Source organism: Actinomadura madurae (assembly GCF_047130825.1).
GTDB lineage: Bacteria > Actinomycetota > Actinomycetes > Streptosporangiales > Streptosporangiaceae > Spirillospora > Spirillospora madurae.
Genome location: NZ_CP083237.1, coordinates 7,231,149 through 7,248,721 on the forward strand (window position 1 = coordinate 7,231,149; position 17,573 = coordinate 7,248,721).

Annotated in this window: 17 protein-coding genes; 13 read left to right on the forward strand and 4 right to left on the reverse strand. The window is 69.0% G+C overall.

Features of this window, described 5'->3' with window-relative positions; genetic code table 11:
• Positions 1–185 precede the first annotated feature (185 nt).
• The gene (locus K8Z49_RS33235) at positions 186–1,919 is read left to right on the forward strand and encodes an RNA polymerase sigma factor (protein WP_412516067.1); all 1,734 of its coding nucleotides are present in this window, start codon (positions 186–188) and stop codon (positions 1,917–1,919) included.
• Between the two features lie 202 nt (positions 1,920–2,121).
• A complete protein-coding gene (locus K8Z49_RS33240) occupies positions 2,122–3,306 on the forward strand; it encodes a C40 family peptidase (protein WP_021592887.1) in 1,185 nt (394 codons plus the stop codon).
• A 191-nt stretch (positions 3,307–3,497) separates the two neighbouring features.
• Here K8Z49_RS33240 and K8Z49_RS33245 read toward each other — a convergent pair whose 3' ends face one another.
• On the reverse strand, positions 3,498–3,989 hold the full coding sequence (locus K8Z49_RS33245; protein WP_021592888.1) for an inorganic diphosphatase: 492 nt from the start codon (positions 3,987–3,989) through the stop codon (positions 3,498–3,500).
• Positions 3,990–4,186: 197 nt separating this feature from the next.
• On the opposite strand from K8Z49_RS33245, the gene dacB reads away from it, so the two are divergent.
• From dacB to K8Z49_RS33300, 11 genes are all read left to right on the forward strand, one after another.
• Positions 4,187–5,527 (forward strand): D-alanyl-D-alanine carboxypeptidase/D-alanyl-D-alanine-endopeptidase, encoded by a 1,341-nt coding sequence (gene dacB, locus K8Z49_RS33250; RefSeq protein WP_412516068.1) that lies wholly within the window; start codon positions 4,187–4,189, stop codon positions 5,525–5,527.
• A 241-nt stretch (positions 5,528–5,768) separates the two neighbouring features.
• On the forward strand, positions 5,769–6,878 hold the full coding sequence (locus tag K8Z49_RS33255) for a zinc-dependent metalloprotease (RefSeq protein WP_021592890.1): 1,110 nt from the start codon (positions 5,769–5,771) through the stop codon (positions 6,876–6,878).
• 96 nt (positions 6,879–6,974) lie between these two features.
• Positions 6,975–7,976 carry a tRNA lysidine(34) synthetase TilS gene (gene tilS, locus K8Z49_RS33260; RefSeq protein ID WP_024936077.1) on the forward strand — a complete coding sequence of 334 codons (1,002 nt, stop codon included), beginning with the start codon at positions 6,975–6,977 and terminating at the stop codon, positions 7,974–7,976.
• Positions 7,977–8,100: 124 nt separating this feature from the next.
• Positions 8,101–8,664, forward strand: a complete 564-nt coding sequence (gene hpt / locus K8Z49_RS33265; RefSeq protein ID WP_021592892.1) for a hypoxanthine phosphoribosyltransferase — start codon at positions 8,101–8,103, stop codon at positions 8,662–8,664.
• A gap of 397 nt (positions 8,665–9,061) precedes the next feature.
• Positions 9,062–11,068 (forward strand): ATP-dependent zinc metalloprotease FtsH, encoded by a 2,007-nt coding sequence (gene ftsH / locus K8Z49_RS33270; protein WP_021592893.1) that lies wholly within the window; start codon positions 9,062–9,064, stop codon positions 11,066–11,068.
• A 32-nt stretch (positions 11,069–11,100) separates the two neighbouring features.
• Positions 11,101–11,709, forward strand: a complete 609-nt coding sequence (folE, locus tag K8Z49_RS33275; RefSeq protein ID WP_052357817.1) for a GTP cyclohydrolase I FolE — start codon at positions 11,101–11,103, stop codon at positions 11,707–11,709.
• A 332-nt stretch (positions 11,710–12,041) separates the two neighbouring features.
• Complete coding sequence (gene folP, locus K8Z49_RS33280; protein WP_024936078.1) at positions 12,042–12,938, forward strand: dihydropteroate synthase; 897 nt, start codon at positions 12,042–12,044, stop codon at positions 12,936–12,938.
• On the forward strand, positions 12,935–13,372 hold the full coding sequence (locus K8Z49_RS33285; protein WP_021592896.1) for a nuclear transport factor 2 family protein: 438 nt from the start codon (positions 12,935–12,937) through the stop codon (positions 13,370–13,372). The genes folP and K8Z49_RS33285 overlap by 4 nt, the downstream gene beginning before the upstream one ends.
• Entirely contained in the window at positions 13,369–13,737 is a 369-nt protein-coding gene (folB, locus tag K8Z49_RS33290) for a dihydroneopterin aldolase (RefSeq protein WP_021592897.1), read from the forward strand. The genes K8Z49_RS33285 and folB overlap by 4 nt, the downstream gene beginning before the upstream one ends.
• A complete protein-coding gene (folK, locus tag K8Z49_RS33295; protein ID WP_021592898.1) occupies positions 13,734–14,321 on the forward strand; it encodes a 2-amino-4-hydroxy-6-hydroxymethyldihydropteridine diphosphokinase in 588 nt (195 codons plus the stop codon). Before folB ends, folK begins: the two co-directional genes overlap by 4 nt.
• A complete protein-coding gene (locus K8Z49_RS33300) occupies positions 14,318–14,824 on the forward strand; it encodes a DUF3180 domain-containing protein (protein WP_021592899.1) in 507 nt (168 codons plus the stop codon). The genes folK and K8Z49_RS33300 overlap by 4 nt, the downstream gene beginning before the upstream one ends.
• On the opposite strand, the gene K8Z49_RS33305 is transcribed toward K8Z49_RS33300, so the two are convergent.
• The 3 genes from K8Z49_RS33305 to K8Z49_RS33315 form a co-directional block, all read right to left on the reverse strand.
• On the reverse strand, positions 14,821–15,852 hold the full coding sequence (locus K8Z49_RS33305) for a hypothetical protein (protein ID WP_021592900.1): 1,032 nt from the start codon (positions 15,850–15,852) through the stop codon (positions 14,821–14,823). The two genes, K8Z49_RS33300 and K8Z49_RS33305, sit on opposite strands and share 4 nt — an antisense overlap.
• 8 nt (positions 15,853–15,860) lie before the next feature.
• Positions 15,861–16,118, reverse strand: a complete 258-nt coding sequence (locus tag K8Z49_RS33310) for a hypothetical protein (protein WP_021592901.1) — start codon at positions 16,116–16,118, stop codon at positions 15,861–15,863.
• 81 nt (positions 16,119–16,199) lie between these two features.
• Complete coding sequence (locus tag K8Z49_RS33315; protein ID WP_021592902.1) at positions 16,200–17,348, reverse strand: NADH-quinone oxidoreductase subunit D; 1,149 nt, start codon at positions 17,346–17,348, stop codon at positions 16,200–16,202.
• Between the last annotated feature and the right edge of the window lie 225 nt (positions 17,349–17,573).

Here is a 17,573-nt window from a genome sequence, read left to right on the forward strand (position 1 = left end):
TCGGGATGAAGTGCTGGTCATGAGAACCAGGCGAACCTTGCACTAGGTCGGGTAAAGCCAACATTCTTCCCATAAACGACATCTCGCCAAGGCGTCCCCCGAAGGGGGAAGAATAGTGTTCGGTATAGAGTCCGAACTCTTGAATATGCCTGTAAAGAGCGCTCTGAGCCTTTACCTTTTCTGGCATGAACGACCATCTCCTGGTCGAGGCGCTACGCGAGCGCGCCCCCGCCGCCACGGCCGCGATGTACGACGCCCACGCCGACAGGCTCTACGCGTACTGCTGGTTCCAGTTGCGGTGCCGGGACGCGGCTCAGGTGGCCTTACGCGACACCTTCGTCGTGGCCGAGGCCCACATCGGCAAGTTGCGCGATGCCGACCGGTTCGGGCCGTGGCTCTACGCCATCGCCCGGCTGGAGTGCGCCAGGCGTCTGCCGCAGAGGCACCAGGTGCCGGACGTGCCGGTCGCCAGTCACGATCAGGAGGACGTCGACCAGCGCATCACGGCGTGGCAGGCGGTACTCGCCCTACGGCCTGTCTCGCGGGAGATCCTGGAGTTGCGTGTACGGCACCAACTGTCGGTTCCCGACCTCGCGGCCGTGTTCGGGATGTCCCCGAAGGCCGCGCAGGCGGCGCTCGACCACGCGCACGACGAACTCTACGAGGCGTTGACAGCGGAGATACTCGCGCACACGGGACCGTACGGCTGTACGGAGCGCGCTCGGCTCTTACGGCAGCGGCGAGGCGACCTCACGCCCGATATCAGCAGGCGGTTAGTGGAGCACGCGGAGGCTTGTTCCGTCTGTGCAGCGTTCATGCCCCGTGCCGTGTCGGCCGCCAAGGTGTACGGACTGCTCCCGCAGGCGAAACCGGCGGCGGAACTGCGCCTTCGGGTGATGAGCTCTTTCATGGACCCCGAGCTGGTCGGCTACAGGCTCTTCGTCGCCACGCGGGTCACGAAGTTCACGTCCGATGGGTTCCCGGTCCAGTCCGTCGGGTCGGGAGGGGCGATCCGTGCGCCGCGTCTGGGCGGAGGCGGGTGGTACGGCCGCTTCCGCAGGAGGTCCAGCGACGAAACGGCGGCCAACCTTCGCGGACAGGCCGTCCGTGCAGCTGCGGTGCTCGTGGTGGTAGCACTGCTGTCCGGTGGTGGGGTCGCGTCCATGTACGGGTTCATCGGCCCAGGCGGCAAGGACGCGGGCACGAGCGCAGGCCCGCATCCGACCGTTGTGCCTGGCGTCTCGCGGACGCCGCTGCCGCAAGGTCCGAACGAACGTCCGAACGGGTCAGGGCCTGTTGGTACTGCCCCTGTGTCGGCCACCTTTCCTTTAGGTGCGCGCGCCTCTTCCGCTCCTCCGACCGCTTTCCCCGTACCGTCGTCGGCTCTGGTCTCGTCGTCTGAGGCGTCCGGGCCGGGGGCGACCGGCGCTTTGGTGGTCTCCCCGCTCTACCTGGACCTGGCAGGAAGTTCCGACGGCTCGGTAGAGCTACGAGCGGAAGGCGGCTCGGTCGCCTGGAAGGCGACAAACCGCGGCTCGGTAACGGCAAGCCCGTCCACCGGTCGTCTTGAGGAGGGGCAGAGCGTCGTCGTGCAGGTGCACGTTTCGCGACGGGACGACTCGCAGGGGGAGGGAGTCATCACCTTCACGCCTGGCAACATCCAGGTCCACGTCACTTGGCGTCCCGATGCTCCCGACCCGGATCCGACTCCCTCGCCCACGCCCACTGGGGCAGACCGGCCGACGCCGTCCACGCCGCCCGAAACGCAACGGCCGGGCAGTCCCGTGCCCACGACCCCCGCGCCGGCCCCATCCGGCCCACCTCCCACAGAGGTAGGGCCGGCTCCCTCGCCCACGACCCCGTCCACACCGGAACCCTCTGCGGGTACCGACTCCACGAGCCCCACCCCGAGTTCCTGACGAGGAGTGGCGGACGTACTTACCCTTGCCCGAGTCAACTACTCTTCGTAGGTGATCGTTTGCGCTAAGCAGTGCATCCCTGGGGGAGGACGTGCTCATGGCATCTGGCGCACCAGAGACACGTCGCCGTCACGCGAGCCCGCCCCCTGCGCAATGTACGGCGTTTCGGCTGGTCGCCGTTGGTGCTGGCCTAGCGCTCGGGATGAACCTGCTCCTTCCCGCGGCGTCCGCCCGTCCCCTCGCGGAGCCAAGCCCCAGCGCAAAGGATGTTGAACGGAGCGAACGCCAGGTCAGGGAGCGGGCGGCCGAGGTCGGACGGACGAAGGCCAAGCTCGCCCAAGCGGACGGCGAACTCGACAGGCTCGCGATCGCTGCGGCGTCCGCAGTGGAGCGCTACAACGGTGAGCAGCTGAAACTACGCCGTGCACAGCGGGCGTACACCGACACCCAGGGACGGCTCTCAGAGGCGCACAGGCGGGTCGAGATATCCAGAGCCGAGCTGGCGTCGTTCGCCGCGCAGGTCTACCGGGACAACACCGGTTACGACCCGTTGTCCTCTGCGGTCGCCGGCGAGGGTGGCCCGCAAGGCTTCATGGACCGTGCCGGCATGGTCAAGATGCTCGCCGAACGCCGCGCGGCCATGGTGCAGAGGGTCGAGGCGGCCAAGACGGTGGCTGACGTGTTCCGTCGCCAAGCGAAGATGACGCTGAACGAACAGAGCGCTGCGGCAAGACGCGCCGATGCGGCCAAACGGACTGCACGGGAGGCGGTCGAGACCCAGCAGGCATCCGTCCAGCGTCTCCAGGCCGAGAAGCGTCGTCTGGAGAGTCACCTTGGTAAGGCCGAAGCGCATGCAGCGAAGGTCAAGCGCGCGCGGGAGCGTGCCTCGCAGAAGGCGACGGAGCACAAGGCTCGTTCCGCCTTCGCCAGTTCTGGCGCCAGTACCGGACGTCCTGAAGCGGCCCTCACCACGTCGGCGGCGCGCGGAGCCATAGCGGTCCGCGCCGCGCTGAAGTGGCTCGGCACGCAGTACTCCTGGGGCGGGGGTGACGAGTCCGGCCCCACGTACGGTGTGGAGCAGGGCGCGGAGATCAGAGGGTTCGACTGCTCTGGGCTGGCCATGTACGCGTGGAGCAAGGCCGGTGTACGGCTCGACCACTGGACCGGTACTCAATGGACGTCCGGGCCCCACATTCCCGTAAACGAACTGCGTCCCGGTGACCTCGTCTTCTTCGCGACCGACAAGACCAACCCCGACACCATCCACCACGTCGGCATCTATGTCAGCGATGGCCAGATGGTCGAGGCGCCTTACACCGGCGCACGGGTACGCATCGCGACCATCCACCGGGGCGACCTGATCGGGGCGACACGTCCGGCCGGGTGACGCCACGCATGGTCGCTGACCTGCGCGAACCGTTGCCTGGAAAACGGGAACCCTTCCGTACGGCGTCCTGTACGGAAGGGTTCCTCGCGAGACGCGTCGCATGGGCGGCGGGGAGCGGATCGGCGCCGTCCGCGACTCCCTGGCCCGGCACCGGCACGGCCCGGCCGGTGGTCAGCGGGACCGGGTGGCGCTCAGTGGCCGCCCTGGTCCGCCGCGCGCTTGAACGACCGCTCGATCTCCTGCTCGGCCTCCTGGCGCCCCACCCAGCTGGCGCCCTCCACGGACTTGCCGGGCTCCAGGTCCTTGTAGACCTCGAAGAAGTGCTGGATCTCCAGGCGGTCGAACTCGGCGACGTGGTGGATGTCGCGCAGGTGCTCCATCCGGGGATCGGTGGCGGGGACGCACAGGACCTTGTCGTCACCACCGGCCTCGTCGGTCATCCGGAACATGCCCACCGTGCGGCAGCGGATGAGGCAGCCGGGGAAGGTCGGCTCCTGCAGCAGGACCAGCGCGTCCAGCGGGTCACCGTCCTCGCCGAGGGTGTTCTCGATGAACCCGTAGTCGGCCGGGTACTGCGTGGAGGTGAACAGCATGCGGTCGAGCCGGATGCGGCCGGTCTCGTGGTCCACCTCGTACTTGTTCCGCTGGCCCTTCGGGATCTCAATGGTGACGTCGAAATCCAAGATGTCCTCCGCTCCCTGCGCGCTCGCAGTGAATAGTCTTTCGGGAGCCTGTGGGCGAGGCCGGCCCCACAGGTGATTGTTCCCCTGTATAAGGATGTCGCACGTTGGTGAGTGCTGAGTGGGAGAGGGGCGGTCACGTGCCTGGACGGGGCCGAACCCTCGCGGTTCTGTCGCTCTCTCTCCTTAACGTTTTCGCCGTGGCCGCCGGCCTGGCAGTGGTGAAACTCACACCTGACCGGCATCTGTCTCCGCAACCGCCGAGCGTGGCCGCGCGTGACCTCGTGCAGGTTCCAACCTCGGCGGCCTCGATTTCCCCCGCCGGCCTGGGCGCGGGCCGTCCGCCTGACGCGTCCGCTCTGGCGGGACGGCTCACGCCCCTGATCGGCGGCCCGAAGGCGAAAATCAACGCGGTGGTCATCGACGCGGAGACCCGCCGGACCCTGTACCAGCTGCGCGCCGACCGGCCCGCCACCCCGGCCTCCACGACGAAGCTGGTGACATCGGTGGCGGCGCTCGCCTCGCTGGGCCCCACGCACCGCATCACCACACGGGTCGTGCAGAGCACAGGCGGCAGAATCGTTCTGGTCGGAGGCGGGGATCCTACCTTGACGGCTCTTCCGCCGCGTCCGGACGCCGGCCATCCGCCCTATGCGTCGCTCTCGGAACTGGCCCGTCAGGCGGCCACGGCGCTGAAGTCGTCCGGTGTGGGCCAGGTCCGTGTGGACTACGACGTGTCGGCGTATCGGGGGCCCCGTACGGCCGCGGGGTGGAAGCCCAACTATCTGCCGGACGGTGAGGTGGCGCCTGTCACCGCCCTCACGGTCGACGAGGGACGTGTCGCGCCGTCCGATCCGTCCAAGAAGACGAGGGTCTCTGATCCAGCGGCCACTGCGGCGAACCAGTTCGCGCGTCTGGTGTCCAAGTACGGGGTGAGCGCCAAGGTCGGGCGAAGGACGGTCGCGCCGAAGGAGGCGGCTCCGCTCGGCGCCGTCCAGTCGCCGCCGATGTCGGCTCTGGTGGAGCATCTGCTGACCGACAGTGACAACGATGTGGCGGAGGCTGTGGCCCGGCAAGTCGCCATCAAGCTGGGACGTCCGGCGACGTTCGCGGACGCCGCTCAGGCCGTCCAGCAGGTTCTGGCGAAGCTGGGTGTGGCGGAGGGCGTCTCGGTGAACGACGGCAGCGGGTTGTCGCCTCGCAACCGGATCTCGCCGATCGCGTTGGCGCGGATCGTCTCGCTCGCTTCCGGGGAGGACCATCCGGAACTGCGTCCGGCCATAACCGGCCTGCCGGTCGCAGGGTTCTCGGGGACGCTGAGCCCGCCGCGCTACACCGTCGCCACCAGTCAGGCGGGTGCGGGGCTGGTGCGGGCGAAGACCGGCACTCTCGCGGGGGTCAGCACGCTGGCGGGGCTCGCCTACAGCGCGGACGGGCGGCTGCTCGCTTTCGCGTTCATGGCGGGGGACGGGAAAGGGCCGGTCGATCCGGGGAAGCTGGACCAGCTCGCGGCGGCGGTCGCGGCCTGCGGGTGCGGCTGATCCTCCTTCGGTTATCCACAGGTTCCTGTTGTCCTGCGCTTGGGCGGCGGGTGGGGCAAGGGTGGGGGAGTACGGTCCGCCCCCGGGTGGGAGGGGCCTGCTTTTTCGGGACATGCGGGTCTGGGTGCGCGTGTGGGGTCCGTTGAACGGGAGATAACCAGAACGGTTGTTCGTTGAATGACCGTGCACAGGCGCCCCGGCGCCGCGTCCGAAACGTACGGTGGAGTACATGAGCGCCTCAATGATCGACTGGAACGTGGCGGTTCAGGCCGGAACCCGGCTCGTCAGGCCGGGCCCGCAGGTCACCCATGACGAGGCCCGTGAGGTCGTGAAGGAGCTGCGCGAACTTTCGAAGACCGCCCACGGGCACGTGCGGGACTTCACCGGCATGGCCTCCGAGCTCGACCCGGACCCGGCGACGATCGTCGACCGGCCCGGCTGGATCCGCGCCAACGTGGACGGTTTCCGGGTCGTCCTCGAACCGCTGATGGAGCAGATGTCCGAACGGCGCGGCCCCGGCCCTCTCGGCGGAGCGGGCAACGTCGTCGTCCAGGCCGTCGGCTCCCGCGTGACCGGCATGCAGGTGGGCGCGATCCTCGCGTACATGGCCAGCCGTGTCCTGGGGCAGTACGAACTGTTCCTGCCGCCGGACCCGTCCGGACGCGCGCCGACGGGCCGGCTGACCCTTGTCGCACCCAACATCGTCCACGTCGAGCAGGAGCTCGGTGTGGAATCGCGTGACTTCCGCCTCTGGGTCTGCCTCCACGAGGAGACGCACCGCGCCCAGTTCACCGGGGTTTCGTGGCTGCGCGAGTACGTCCAGGACCAGATGACCAAGTTCCTCCTGGCGTCCGACCTCGACCCGGGCGTGATGCTGGACCGCATCAGGGACGCGGCGGAAGCCGTCGCCGACGCCGTGCGCGGAGGCGACGCCAACCTCATCGACGCGATCCAGACCCCGGAGCAGCGCGAGATCCTCGACCGTCTCACCGCCGTGATGACGCTGGTCGAGGGGCACGGCGACTACGTCATGGACGCGGTCGGCCCGGAGGTCGTGCCGTCCGTCCAGCAGATCAGGTCCCGTTTCCAGGGGCGCCGCGCGGGCGGCTCCAAGCTCGACCGGACGATCCGGCGGCTGCTCGGCATCGACCTGAAGATGAAGCAGTACGCGGAGGGCTCCCGGTTCGTCCGGCGGGTCGTCACCGAGGTCGGCATGAGCGGCTTCAACCAGGTCTGGCAGTCACCGGAGACGCTGCCCACGCACGACGAGATCAAGGAGCCGGCCCTGTGGATGGACCGGGTCATCGGTCCTCGCGCCATCGACGCCCCGCCCGAGGCCAACCAGGCCTGAGGTCGACGAGGGGCTGAGCGCACAGAGATTCTCCGACGAGGCCTGAGCCCGAAGCTGAAGCACTAGGCCGTCGCAGGGTGGTGGTAGACGTTTCCCATGGGCCCTGATCCTGCGGTGGCGGCGGTACGTCTCGCCGTGCGGCATGTGCTCTCCGACCTGCCGCAGGGTGCGATGGTCCTGGCCGCGTGCAGTGGAGGCGCGGACTCTCTGGCGCTCGCCGCGGCGCTCGCCTTCGAAGCGCCCAGGGCGGAACGCTCGGCAGGCGGCGTCACGATCGACCACGGCCTCCAGGACGGTTCAGCGGAGCGGGCCGACGCCGTGGTCCGGACCATGGCCGACCTTGGCCTGGACCCATCCGGCTCTATCGCGGTCACCGTCGAGGGGCCTGGCGGCCCGGAGAACGCGGCGCGCGTCGCCCGGTACGCCGCGCTCGACGATGCGGCCGCCCGGTGGGGCGCGTCAGCCGTCCTCCTCGGGCACACGCGAGACGACCAGGCCGAGACCGTCCTGCTAGGGCTGGCGCGTGGGTCCGGTGCCCGGTCGCTGTCCGGGATGCCGCCCACGTTCAGGCGAACCCAGGCCGCCGTGCTCTACGCGCGGCCTCTTCTCGAACTTGATCGGGCCACCACGCGCCGTGCCTGTGAGGCGATGGGGCTTGAGCCCTGGGACGACCCCCACAACGTCGATCCCGCCTACGCGCGCGTCCGCGTCCGCCATGAAGCCCTGCCCGCCCTGGAGAAGGCCCTGGGGCCGGGTGTGGCCGAGGCCTTGGCGCGGACGGCCGGGATGCTGCGCGACGATGCCGACGCCCTGGACGAACTGGCCTCCCGCGCATTCAGCGACCTGGAGACCACGGAAGACGGGTACGGCGTTGCCATGGCCCTGGAAGGACTTGAGGGGCTCCCCAGGGCCGTCCGTACGCGGGTCCTCCGGATGGCGGCGGTCAAGGCCGGAAGCCCACCGGGTACGCTCGCGGCGGTCCATGTCGATGCGATGGATCGGCTGGTCACGGCCTGGCGCGGGCAGCGGCACGTGGATCTGCCGGGGCGGCTTCGCGCCGTCCGGCGGTATGGAAAGCTGCTGTTCGTCCCGGTTTGACGTCGCGGCGTGTGCCGATCGTCACATGCCGCGCCCGTCGCGCGCGCCTACCGGGCGTGCGTGCGGAGTCCGTCCTACGTCCGTCCTACCGGACGGGCGCGGTCTGAGCGATGAGGGTGGGGTTGTGGACGAGAAGGACCTGGGCAACGACCTGGCGAAGGTGCTGATCCCCGAGGACGACCTGCAGGCCAAGGTGCGGGAGCTCGCCGGGCAGATCGACGCGGACTACGCGGGTAAGGACCTGCTGCTCGTCGGCGTCCTCAAGGGCGCTGTCATGATCATGGCTGATCTGGCGCGGGCGCTGCACTCGCCCGCGTCCATGGACTGGATGGCCGTGTCGTCGTACGGGTCGGGCACGAAGTCGTCGGGCGTCGTGCGCATCCTCAAGGACCTCGACACCGACATCATCGACCGGCACGTCCTGATCGTGGAGGACATCGTCGACTCCGGGCTGACCCTGTCGTGGCTGGTGAGCAACCTGCGGTCGCGTGGCCCGGCCTCCTTGGAGATCTGCGCGCTGCTGCGCAAGCCGGAAGCGGTCAAGACCGACGTCGACGTGAAGTACATCGGGTTCGACATCCCTAACGAGTTCGTCATCGGCTATGGGCTCGACTATGCGGAGAAGTATCGGAACCTGCCTTTCGTGGGGACGCTGGCCCCGCACGTCTACGGCGGCGACGGGGCCTGACGTCCCCGTACCGGACCCCACACGGCCGGTGGCGGGTGCCCCCCCGCCCAGGCGCCCACAGGGCCCTGGGAAGAGCCCCAAGGGGCCCGCAGGGACCGCCCGGGGAACAAGGGACCGTGACGAATCGTTGCAAGGGTCGTTGACGGGTATATGGAAGGGGAGCAGGGGAACAGCGTCGGCTGCGTCTCCTGCGCCCTGCGGTGTACCGTCAGTGTCCCGGACCCTGGGTTCGGGAGGCGATTATGAGGGAAGCCGCCACGACGGGCCCGGAGCCCAGGCGACGGGTCCTTCGTTGGACGGATTGTTGGTCGCAGTGGCGTTCGTCCCCCCGGGACGGGCGGGGATCGCACACAGACGTTGGTCAGGAGGGACGGGCCCCGAAGGGGTAACCGGATAAATGGACGTGAAGCGCTATTTTCGCGGGCCGCTGCTGTGGATCCTGCTGTTCGGCCTCTTGGTCGCCCTCGTCATGTGGGGCGTCAACCCCGGCCGTTCGTTCGAGAAGGTTGACACCTCCAAGGTCGTCTCGGAGATCAACGCGGGCCAGGTGAAGTCCGCCAAGATCGTCGACAAGGACCAGCGGATCGAGCTGACCCTCAACAACGGCAAGCAGCAGCAGGCGTCCTGGGTCGACGGCCAGGGACTCCAGTTGCAGCAGCAGCTGCAGAAGCAGGCCGACGCGGGCAAGCTGCCCGGCGGCTACAACGTCGACGTGCCGAAGCAGAGCGTCTTCATGAGCCTGCTGTTCAGTTTGCTGCCCATCGTGGTCATCGTGCTGATCTTCCTGTTCATCATGAACCAGATGCAGGGCGGCGGCTCGCGGGTGATGAACTTCGGCAAGTCCAAGGCCAAGCTCATCACCAAGGACACCCCGAAGACCACCTTCGCCGACGTGGCCGGGGCCGACGAGGCCCTGGAGGAGCTTGAGGAGATCAAGGACTTCCTGCAGAACCCGGCGAAGTTCCAGTCGATCGGCGCGAAGATCCCCAAGGGCGTGCTGCTGTACGGTCCGCCCGGTACCGGCAAGACGCTGCTCGCGCGCGCCGTGGCCGGCGAGGCGGGGGTGCCGTTCTACTCGATCTCCGGCTCGGACTTCGTCGAGATGTTCGTCGGTGTGGGCGCGTCCCGCGTCCGCGACCTGTTCGAGCAGGCCAAGACCAACGCGCCGTCGATCATCTTCATCGACGAGATCGACGCCGTCGGGCGGCACCGCGGCGCGGGCCTCGGCGGCGGCCACGACGAGCGCGAGCAGACCCTGAACCAGCTTCTCGTCGAGATGGACGGCTTCGACGTCAAGGGCGGCGTGATCCTGATCGCCGCGACGAACCGCCCGGACATCCTCGACCCGGCGCTGCTGCGTCCCGGCCGGTTCGACCGGCAGGTGACCGTGGACCGCCCGGACCTGGAGGGCCGCAAGGGCATCCTGCGGGTGCACGGCCGCGGCAAGCCGTTCGCGCAGGACGTCGACCTCGACGTGATCGCGCGCCGCACCCCGGGCTTCACCGGCGCCGACCTGGCCAACGTGATCAACGAGGCGGCGCTGCTCACCGCGCGGTTCGACCGCAAGCTGATCGACATGGACACCCTGGAGGAGTCCATCGACCGCGTCATGGCCGGGCCGGAGCGCAAGACCCGGGTGATGTCGGAGAAGGAAAAGAAGATCATCGCCTACCACGAGGGCGGGCACGCGCTGGTGGCGCACGCGCTGCCGAACTCCGACCCCGTGCACAAGGTGACGATCCTGCCGCGCGGGCGGGCCCTGGGCTACACCATGACCCTGCCGATGGAGGACAAGTTCCTCACCACTCGCTCGGAGATGACCGACCAGCTGGCCATGCTGCTGGGCGGCCGCACGGCCGAGGAACTGGTCTTCCACGAGCCGACCACGGGCGCGGCCAACGACATCGAGAAGGCCAGCTCCATCGCCCGCAACATGGTCACCGAGTACGGCATGAGCGAGCGTCTGGGCGCGCGCAAGTTCGGCACCGGTCAGGGTGAGGTCTTCCTGGGCCGCGACATGGGCCACGAGCGGGACTACTCGGAGGACATCGCGTCGGCCATCGACGACGAGGTCCGCCGCTACATCGAGGCCGCGCACGACACGGCGTGGGAGATCCTCGTGGAGTACCGGGACGTCCTGGACGAGCTCGTCGTCAACCTGATGGAGAAGGAGACCCTGTCGAAGGACCTGGTGCTGGAGATCTTCGCGCCGATCCAGAAGCGGCCGCACCAGAACTCCTACACCGGTTACGGCAAGCGCCTCCCGTCCGACCGTCCGCCGGTGTTGTCGCCCAAGGAACTCGCTCTGCTCGGTCCGCAGGACGTGACTGACCTGACCAAGAACAACGGGCAGGGCGGCGGCGTCGCCTCCGAGGCGACCGATCCGGCCCCGGGCGAAAGCTGACGGCCTTGGCGATCCCGTACGACGAGGCGCCGATCGAGATCGACCCGCCGGGTGAGACCGTGCGCGGCGGGCATTTCGACCATGCGCGCATCGAGAAGGCAGTCCGGGAGATCCTGATCGGCATCGGGGAGGACCCCGACCGGGACGGTCTCCGTGAAACACCGGCCAGAGTGGCGCGGGCCTACGCGGAGCAGTTCGCGGGCCTGCGCCAGACTCCGGAGGACGCGCTGACCACGGTGTTCGACGCCGACCACGAAGAGATGGTCCTGGTGAAGGACATCGAGGTGTATTCGGTCTGCGAGCACCACCTGGTCCCCTTCCACGGGGTGGCGCACGTCGGGTACACGCCCAACAAGAAGGGCCAGATCACCGGCCTGTCCAAGCTGGCTCGGCTGGTGGACGTGTACGCGCGCAGGCCGCAGGTGCAGGAGCGGCTCACCAGCCAGGTCGCGGACGCGCTGATGACCGTCCTGGAGCCGCGCGGCGCGATCGTGGTGATCGAGGCCGAGCACCTGTGCATGACCATGCGCGGGGTGCGCAAGCCGGGCGCGAAGACGGTGACGTCGGCGGTGCGCGGCGACTTCCGTGATCATGCCGAGACGCGGTCCGAGGCGATGAGCCTCATCCTCGGCCGCTATTGACCGCCCGGCCCTCTTCCGGGCCGCCGGACCGTCTGAACGGGCCTCAGCGTCGCGCTGAGGCCCGTTCTGACGGTTCCAGCGCCGCCGCAGCGGGCCTCCCGGGGCCCACGCCCGGTGTCCCGGGCCCGTGCCCGGCGTCTCGAACCTCCGGTCGGCGTCTCGGGGGCTCCGGCGGGTGCCTCGGGCCTGCTGCGGGCGTCTCGGGGCTTCGGCCGGTGTCTCCGGCCTGCGGTCGGCGTTGCAGGGCTTGCGGCCGGGTGTTTGGGTGGCGGTGCCGGGGCGGCTGAGGCGTCGCTCCGGCGGGTTGTGCGCAAGGCATAGGGTTGGTTGACATGACCAGTGCCGCCGTTCCGGGGCTGCCCGCGCCAGGGCGCTGCCTCGTCATGGGCGTGGTCAACGTGACCCCCGACTCGTTCTCGGACGGCGGGGCCTGGTTCGACGCGGAGAAGGCCGTCCAGCACGGGCTTGACCTTGTCGCGGAGGGCGCCGACATCGTGGACGTGGGCGGCGAGTCCACGCGGCCCGGTGCGCAGCGCGTGTCCCAGGACGAGGAACTGCGCCGCGTCATCCCCGTCATCGAAGCGCTTACGGCCGAGAACGTTCCGGTCAGTGTCGACACGATGCGCGCCGACGTTGCGGAGGCCGCCGTGGGTGTGGGCGCCCGGCTGGTGAACGACGTCAGCGGCGGCCTGGCCGACCCGGACATGCCGCGTGTGGTGGCCGCGGCAGGTATCCCGTACGTGGTGATGCACTGGCGCGGCCACAGCCACGACATGCAGACCCGCGCCATCTACGAGGACGTCGTCCGAGAAGTGCGCGACGAGCTTCTACGCAGGGTTGACGCCGTACTGGGAGAGGGTGTCGACCCGTCGATGATCGTGCTGGATCCTGGGCTGGGTTTCGCCAAGAACCCGGAGACGGGGCACAACTGGTCTCTTCTGGCCCATCTGGACGCGTTCACCGGTCTCGGCTATCCCGTCCTGGTGGGGGCTTCCCGGAAGGGGTTCCTGACCAGGCTCCTCGCCGACCCGGACGGGATGCGGCGTCCGTTCACCGACTGCGACGACGCGACCGTGGCCATCACCTCGCTTGTCGCGTACACCGGCGCCTGGTGCGTGAGGGTGCACAGGGTCAGGCCGAACGCGGACGCGGTACGTGTGGCGGCCGCCATGCGGGCGGCGCGTCCGAGCAGTGACGACACTTCCGATAACGGGGAGCCCCGCCTATGAGCCGTGCCGTGAACCGCGCCGACGTGGACGAGGTCCACGCCGAGTTCTATGCCGCGTTCGAGGCCGGTGACTTCGACCGGATGTCCGCGGTGTGGGCGGACGGCCAGTACGCCGAGGCGGTCTCCTGCGTCCATCCCGGTTGGACGATGCTCCGGGGACGCGAGTCGGTCCTGCGGTCCTGGGCGCTCATCATGGCCAACACGAGCTACATCCAGTTCGTGCTGACCGACGTGGAGACCGACGTGTACGGCGACCACGCGGTGGTGACGTGCAAGGAGAACATTCTCACCGCGGACGAGGACACCGAGACCGGGTTCCTCGCAGGGGGAAGCATCGTCGCGACGAACGTGTTCGTACGGGCGGACGGCGAATGGCGGCTTCTGCTGCACCATGGTTCTCCCGTTCTCAACGTCGTGGATGCAGAGGAAGAATGACGACTCTCGACCGCATCGAGCTGCGCGGGCTCCGCGCCAGGGGGCGGCACGGCTGCCTGCCCGCCGAGCGTGAGCTTGGCCAGGAGTTCGTCGTGGACGCGGTCCTGGGGCTCGACACGCGCCCCGCCGCGGAGGGTGATGACCTCTCGCGTACCGTCGACTACGGAACGCTCGCCGGCCGGCTGGTCGCCGTCGTGGAGGGGGAGCCCGTCAACCTCCTCGAAACACTGGCGGACCGGTTGGCGACAATATGTCTGGAAGAGAAGACGGTCTCCGAGGTGGAGATCACCGTCCACAAACCGAGCGCCCCGGTCCCGCACCCCTTCACGGACATCGCCGTGAAGATCAAGAGGAGTCGCCCATGACAGCGTCCGACCGCATGCCCGACCGCACCGCCACCGGCGGCCACATGCTGGTCCAGCATCGAGTCGTGTTCTCGATCGGCAGCAACCTCGGGGACCGCCTGGACAACATCCAGGAGGCGGTCGACGCGCTGTTCGACGCACCAGGGCTGCGTTTCGTGGCGTTCTCGCCGGTGTACGAGACCGCGCCCTACGCGCCGGCGGGGGAGAGCATCCCCGAGCAGGGCGACTTCCTCAACATCGTGCTGGTCGCCGACACGCGGCTGCCACCGGAGAACCTGCTCGAACGCGTCCTCAACATCGAGAACTCGATGCGCCGGGAGCGCGTGGTCCGCTGGGGACCGCGCACCCTCGACATCGACATCGTGGTGTTCGGGGACGTCGCGTCCGACGACCCCGATCTGACGCTCCCCCACCCGCGCGCGCACGAGCGCGCCTTCGTGCTCGTCCCGTGGGCCGACATCGAGCCGGACGTGCTGCTGCCCGGCCATGGCCGCGTCGGTGACCTGGCGCAGGCGAAGAAGTCCGAGGGAGGCCCGTCGGCCGTCCGTCGGCGCGACGACCTGGCTCTGCAGCAGCCTGCATGAAACCGTCCCGCCCGCTGTTCCTCATCGCCCTCGTGGTCGTCGTCGCGGTGATCACCTGGGCGGTGCTGCGTTCCGCCTACGTCTCGCTGCCGCCGCTGCCGTGGACGGCGGTACCGACACTGCTCCTGCTCGCGCTCGGCGAGAGCGTCAGCGGGCTGAACGTGCTGCGCCGCATCCGCCGCAGGCCCGGCAATGGGCGCGTGCCGGACAGCCGCAAGCCCGTGCCGAAGCCGCTGGACCCGATGGCCGTCGCGCGTCTGGCCGCGCTGGGGAAGGCCAGCGCGCACTCCGCCGCGGTCATCGCGGGCGTGTTCGGCGGGTTCGCGGCGAGCCTGGCGTCGTCCCTGGAGAAGGCGACCCCGCGCCATGACTTCTACGTGAGCGGCGGCACGTTCCTCGCGGCGGTCGTGCTCGTGGCGGCCGCGTTCTTCCTGGAGTACGCGTGCCGGGTCCCGAAGGACCCGGACGAGGAGGAGCGCGACCGCCGCGCGTCCCGTGCCTAGGGCTTCAGCAGGTACGGGACGCTCGAGGTGAGGAAGCGTCGCGGGAACTCGTCCCTCAGCCGCCACAGTCCGGCGTCGACGACGAAGTGGGCCATGACCGCGCCGAGATAGGCGCCGTAGAGGGCTCGCTCCCAGACGTGCGGCGAACCGTGCAGATGCGATGCCTGATCGAGCGCGATACCGCCTGCCAGGGCGATGACGGCCATGAGGCAGAGCCCGGTCATGCCGGAGCGTCCGCGCCTGGGTGCGCCGGACACGAGCCCGACGATGAGCAGGTACTGGTAGCCGTGCGCGATGGTGAGTCCGGCGACCGCGGCGTACGGGGACGTGAAGAGGAAGACGGGCAGGAAGAACAGCAGCGAGATCAGGTAGATGGCTATGAACGCAGGTGGACGCTGTTCCCGTCGTGCCAGCGCATAGAAACCGAGGGCCACCCCACAGGCGAACACGGCGAAAGCCACCGGGAACAGTGAACGGACCGGTGGATCCACGCCGAGTTGGAGCAATTCCGGGTGAACGAGCAGTCCCGCTATCCCTCCCGCACCGGCGAGCATGATGGCGCGCCGCTCCAGGGGCTTCACGGACCCGGCGCGCTGAGCAACCCCCGCCAACGCCGCCATCCCGAGGTTCTGCTTCTGGAAGTGGAAGAACTGCCAGGCCAGGAAGGCGAGAAGCGCCCACTGCAACTGCTTGTACGGGACGAGTGCCGCGGCGAACGCCGTCCCCAGGATCAGTGCGACGGGAGCGACCACGTAACGTCCGCGGTGCGCTGCCGCGTGCGCGCGTATCTCCGGGAGGGTGAAGAACCAGCCGGTCGCGGCCACGTGCACGGACGAGCCCAGGAACAGCAGGGCTCCCAGCGCCCTGCCGGGTGAATCAGAACCGTCGGGCGCGAGTGCGATGGCGCCCGCGAACGCGCCGGCCGACAGCAGGGCCGTCCCGAGAAGCCAGGTGCGGCGCAGGGTCCGGAACGTCCCGGCCAGGGCCTCGCCGACGGGCGGCGCGCTCGCGTTGCTCGGTGCTGCCACGGCGCGGACTAGCCTCCGCCGCAGACCCCGGCGGCACCGGCCGGGGCCGCGATCAGCAGGAACAGGCCGCCGAGCACGATGAGGCCCGTGAGCACGGCGAGCGGGACGATGACGGGCGCGCGGAAGAACTTACGGCTCGGCCTGGGCGCTCCTGCGGGCGCCTGCGTCCGCCCCCAGTCGGTCCACTGCTGGTCAGGTGCGGTCCACTGCGATTCGGGTGGGCGAGCGGGTCCGGTGGTCGGCGGACCTTCGATCATCTGCGTCATCGGCGACTCCTCACGTCATGGCTTCTGACGCGAGCGGGCCCCTACCGGTTCAGCCTCCTGTGGGGAGCATGGCGCGCCCGGTCACTTGTCGATGTCGCCGACGACGAAGAACATCGAGCCGAGAATGGCGATCATGTCGGCCACCAGATTTCCGGGCAGCAGCTCGGTCAGGACCTGGATGTTGTTGAACGACGCGGACCGCAGCTTCATCCGCCACGGCGTCTTTTCGCCGTGCGACACCAGGTAGTAGCCGTTCAGGCCCAGCGGGTTCTCCGTCCAGGCATAGGTGTGTCCCTCCGGGACCTTCAGGACCTTGGGCAGCCGCTGGTTGATCGGGCCGGGCGGCAGTTCCGCAAGGCGGTCCAGGCAGGCGTCGGCGAGGTCGAGGGACGCGTGCGCCTGGTCGAGCAGGCACTCGAAACGGGCGAGGCAGTCACCCTCGGACCGGGTGACCACGCGGACGTCCAGTTCCCCGTAAGCGAGGTAGGGCTCGTCCCGGCGCAGGTCGAAGTCGACGCCGGAAGCGCGTGCGATGGGGCCGGACACCCCGTACTGCAGAATCTGCTCCTGCTTGAGGACGCCGACGTTCCTCGTCCGGGCGCGGAAGATCTCGTTGCCCATGATGAGGTCGTCGATCTCACCCATGCGGGAACGGACCTCGGAGACCGCCGTCCGCGCGCGCGCCGTCCAACCGGCGGGGAGCTCGTCCTTCAGACCTCCGACCCGGTTGAACATGTAGTGCATGCGTCCACCGGAGATCTCCTCCATGACCCGCTGCAGGGCCTCTCGTTCACGGAACGCGTAGAAGATCGGCGTGATCGCGCCTACTTCAAGCGGATACGAGCCGAGGAACATCAGATGGTTGAGGATCCGGTTGAGCTCCGCCAGGAGCGTCCTCACCCATACGGCGCGGACAGGGACCTCCATGCCCAGCATGCGTTCGACGGCGAGGACGACGCCGAGCTCGCTGGAGAACGCCGACAGCCAGTCGTGCCGGTTCGCCAGGACGATGATCTGCCGGAAGTCGCGTACCTCGAACAGCTTCTCCGCGCCCCGGTGCATGTACCCGACGATGGGTTCCGCGGCCGAGATGCGCTCGCCGTCCAGGGTCAGCTTCAGCCGGAGCACACCGTGCGTGGACGGATGCTGGGGGCCGATGTTCAGGGTCATGTCCTCGGTGGCGAGCTCCTTGGCGCCCGCACCGATCCCGACGATCCGTTCGGTGGTCATGGTCGCGTCTCCGCCGCTCCGATCACCGCTTCATGGTCCCATGGCGAGCGGTGCTCGTTATCCGGTTGACTAGGGGGCAATGAACGCGAGCCACGGCGAACCGCCATACGAGCCCGCCGCGCACCCCGGACACCAGGGCGCGGCGTACCCGCCCGCGCCGCCCGGCCCGGGATCCGGCGGTCAGCCGCCTGGTCAGGGTCAGGTACCGGCACAATACCCGGCGCA

Bases quoted from the DNA above. Each gene is read 5' to 3' on its own strand.
- K8Z49_RS33235 (WP_412516067.1), top strand. From the start codon at position 186: ATGAACGACCATCTCCTGGTCGAGGCGCTACGCGAGCGCGCCCCCGCC.
- K8Z49_RS33240 (WP_021592887.1), top strand. From the start codon at position 2,122: ATGAACCTGCTCCTTCCCGCGGCGTCCGCCCGTCCCCTCGCGGAGCCA.
- K8Z49_RS33255 (WP_021592890.1), top strand. From the start codon at position 5,769: ATGATCGACTGGAACGTGGCGGTTCAGGCCGGAACCCGGCTCGTCAGG.
- tilS (WP_024936077.1), top strand. From the start codon at position 6,975: ATGGGCCCTGATCCTGCGGTGGCGGCGGTACGTCTCGCCGTGCGGCAT.
- ftsH (WP_021592893.1), top strand. From the start codon at position 9,062: ATGGACGTGAAGCGCTATTTTCGCGGGCCGCTGCTGTGGATCCTGCTG.
- folP (WP_024936078.1), top strand. From the start codon at position 12,042: ATGACCAGTGCCGCCGTTCCGGGGCTGCCCGCGCCAGGGCGCTGCCTC.
- K8Z49_RS33285 (WP_021592896.1), top strand. From the start codon at position 12,935: ATGAGCCGTGCCGTGAACCGCGCCGACGTGGACGAGGTCCACGCCGAG.
- folB (WP_021592897.1), top strand. From the start codon at position 13,369: ATGACGACTCTCGACCGCATCGAGCTGCGCGGGCTCCGCGCCAGGGGG.
- folK (WP_021592898.1), top strand. From the start codon at position 13,734: ATGACAGCGTCCGACCGCATGCCCGACCGCACCGCCACCGGCGGCCAC.
- K8Z49_RS33300 (WP_021592899.1), top strand. From the start codon at position 14,318: ATGAAACCGTCCCGCCCGCTGTTCCTCATCGCCCTCGTGGTCGTCGTC.
- K8Z49_RS33310 (WP_021592901.1), bottom strand. From the start codon at position 16,118: ATGACGCAGATGATCGAAGGTCCGCCGACCACCGGACCCGCTCGCCCA.
- K8Z49_RS33315 (WP_021592902.1), bottom strand. From the start codon at position 17,348: ATGACCACCGAACGGATCGTCGGGATCGGTGCGGGCGCCAAGGAGCTC.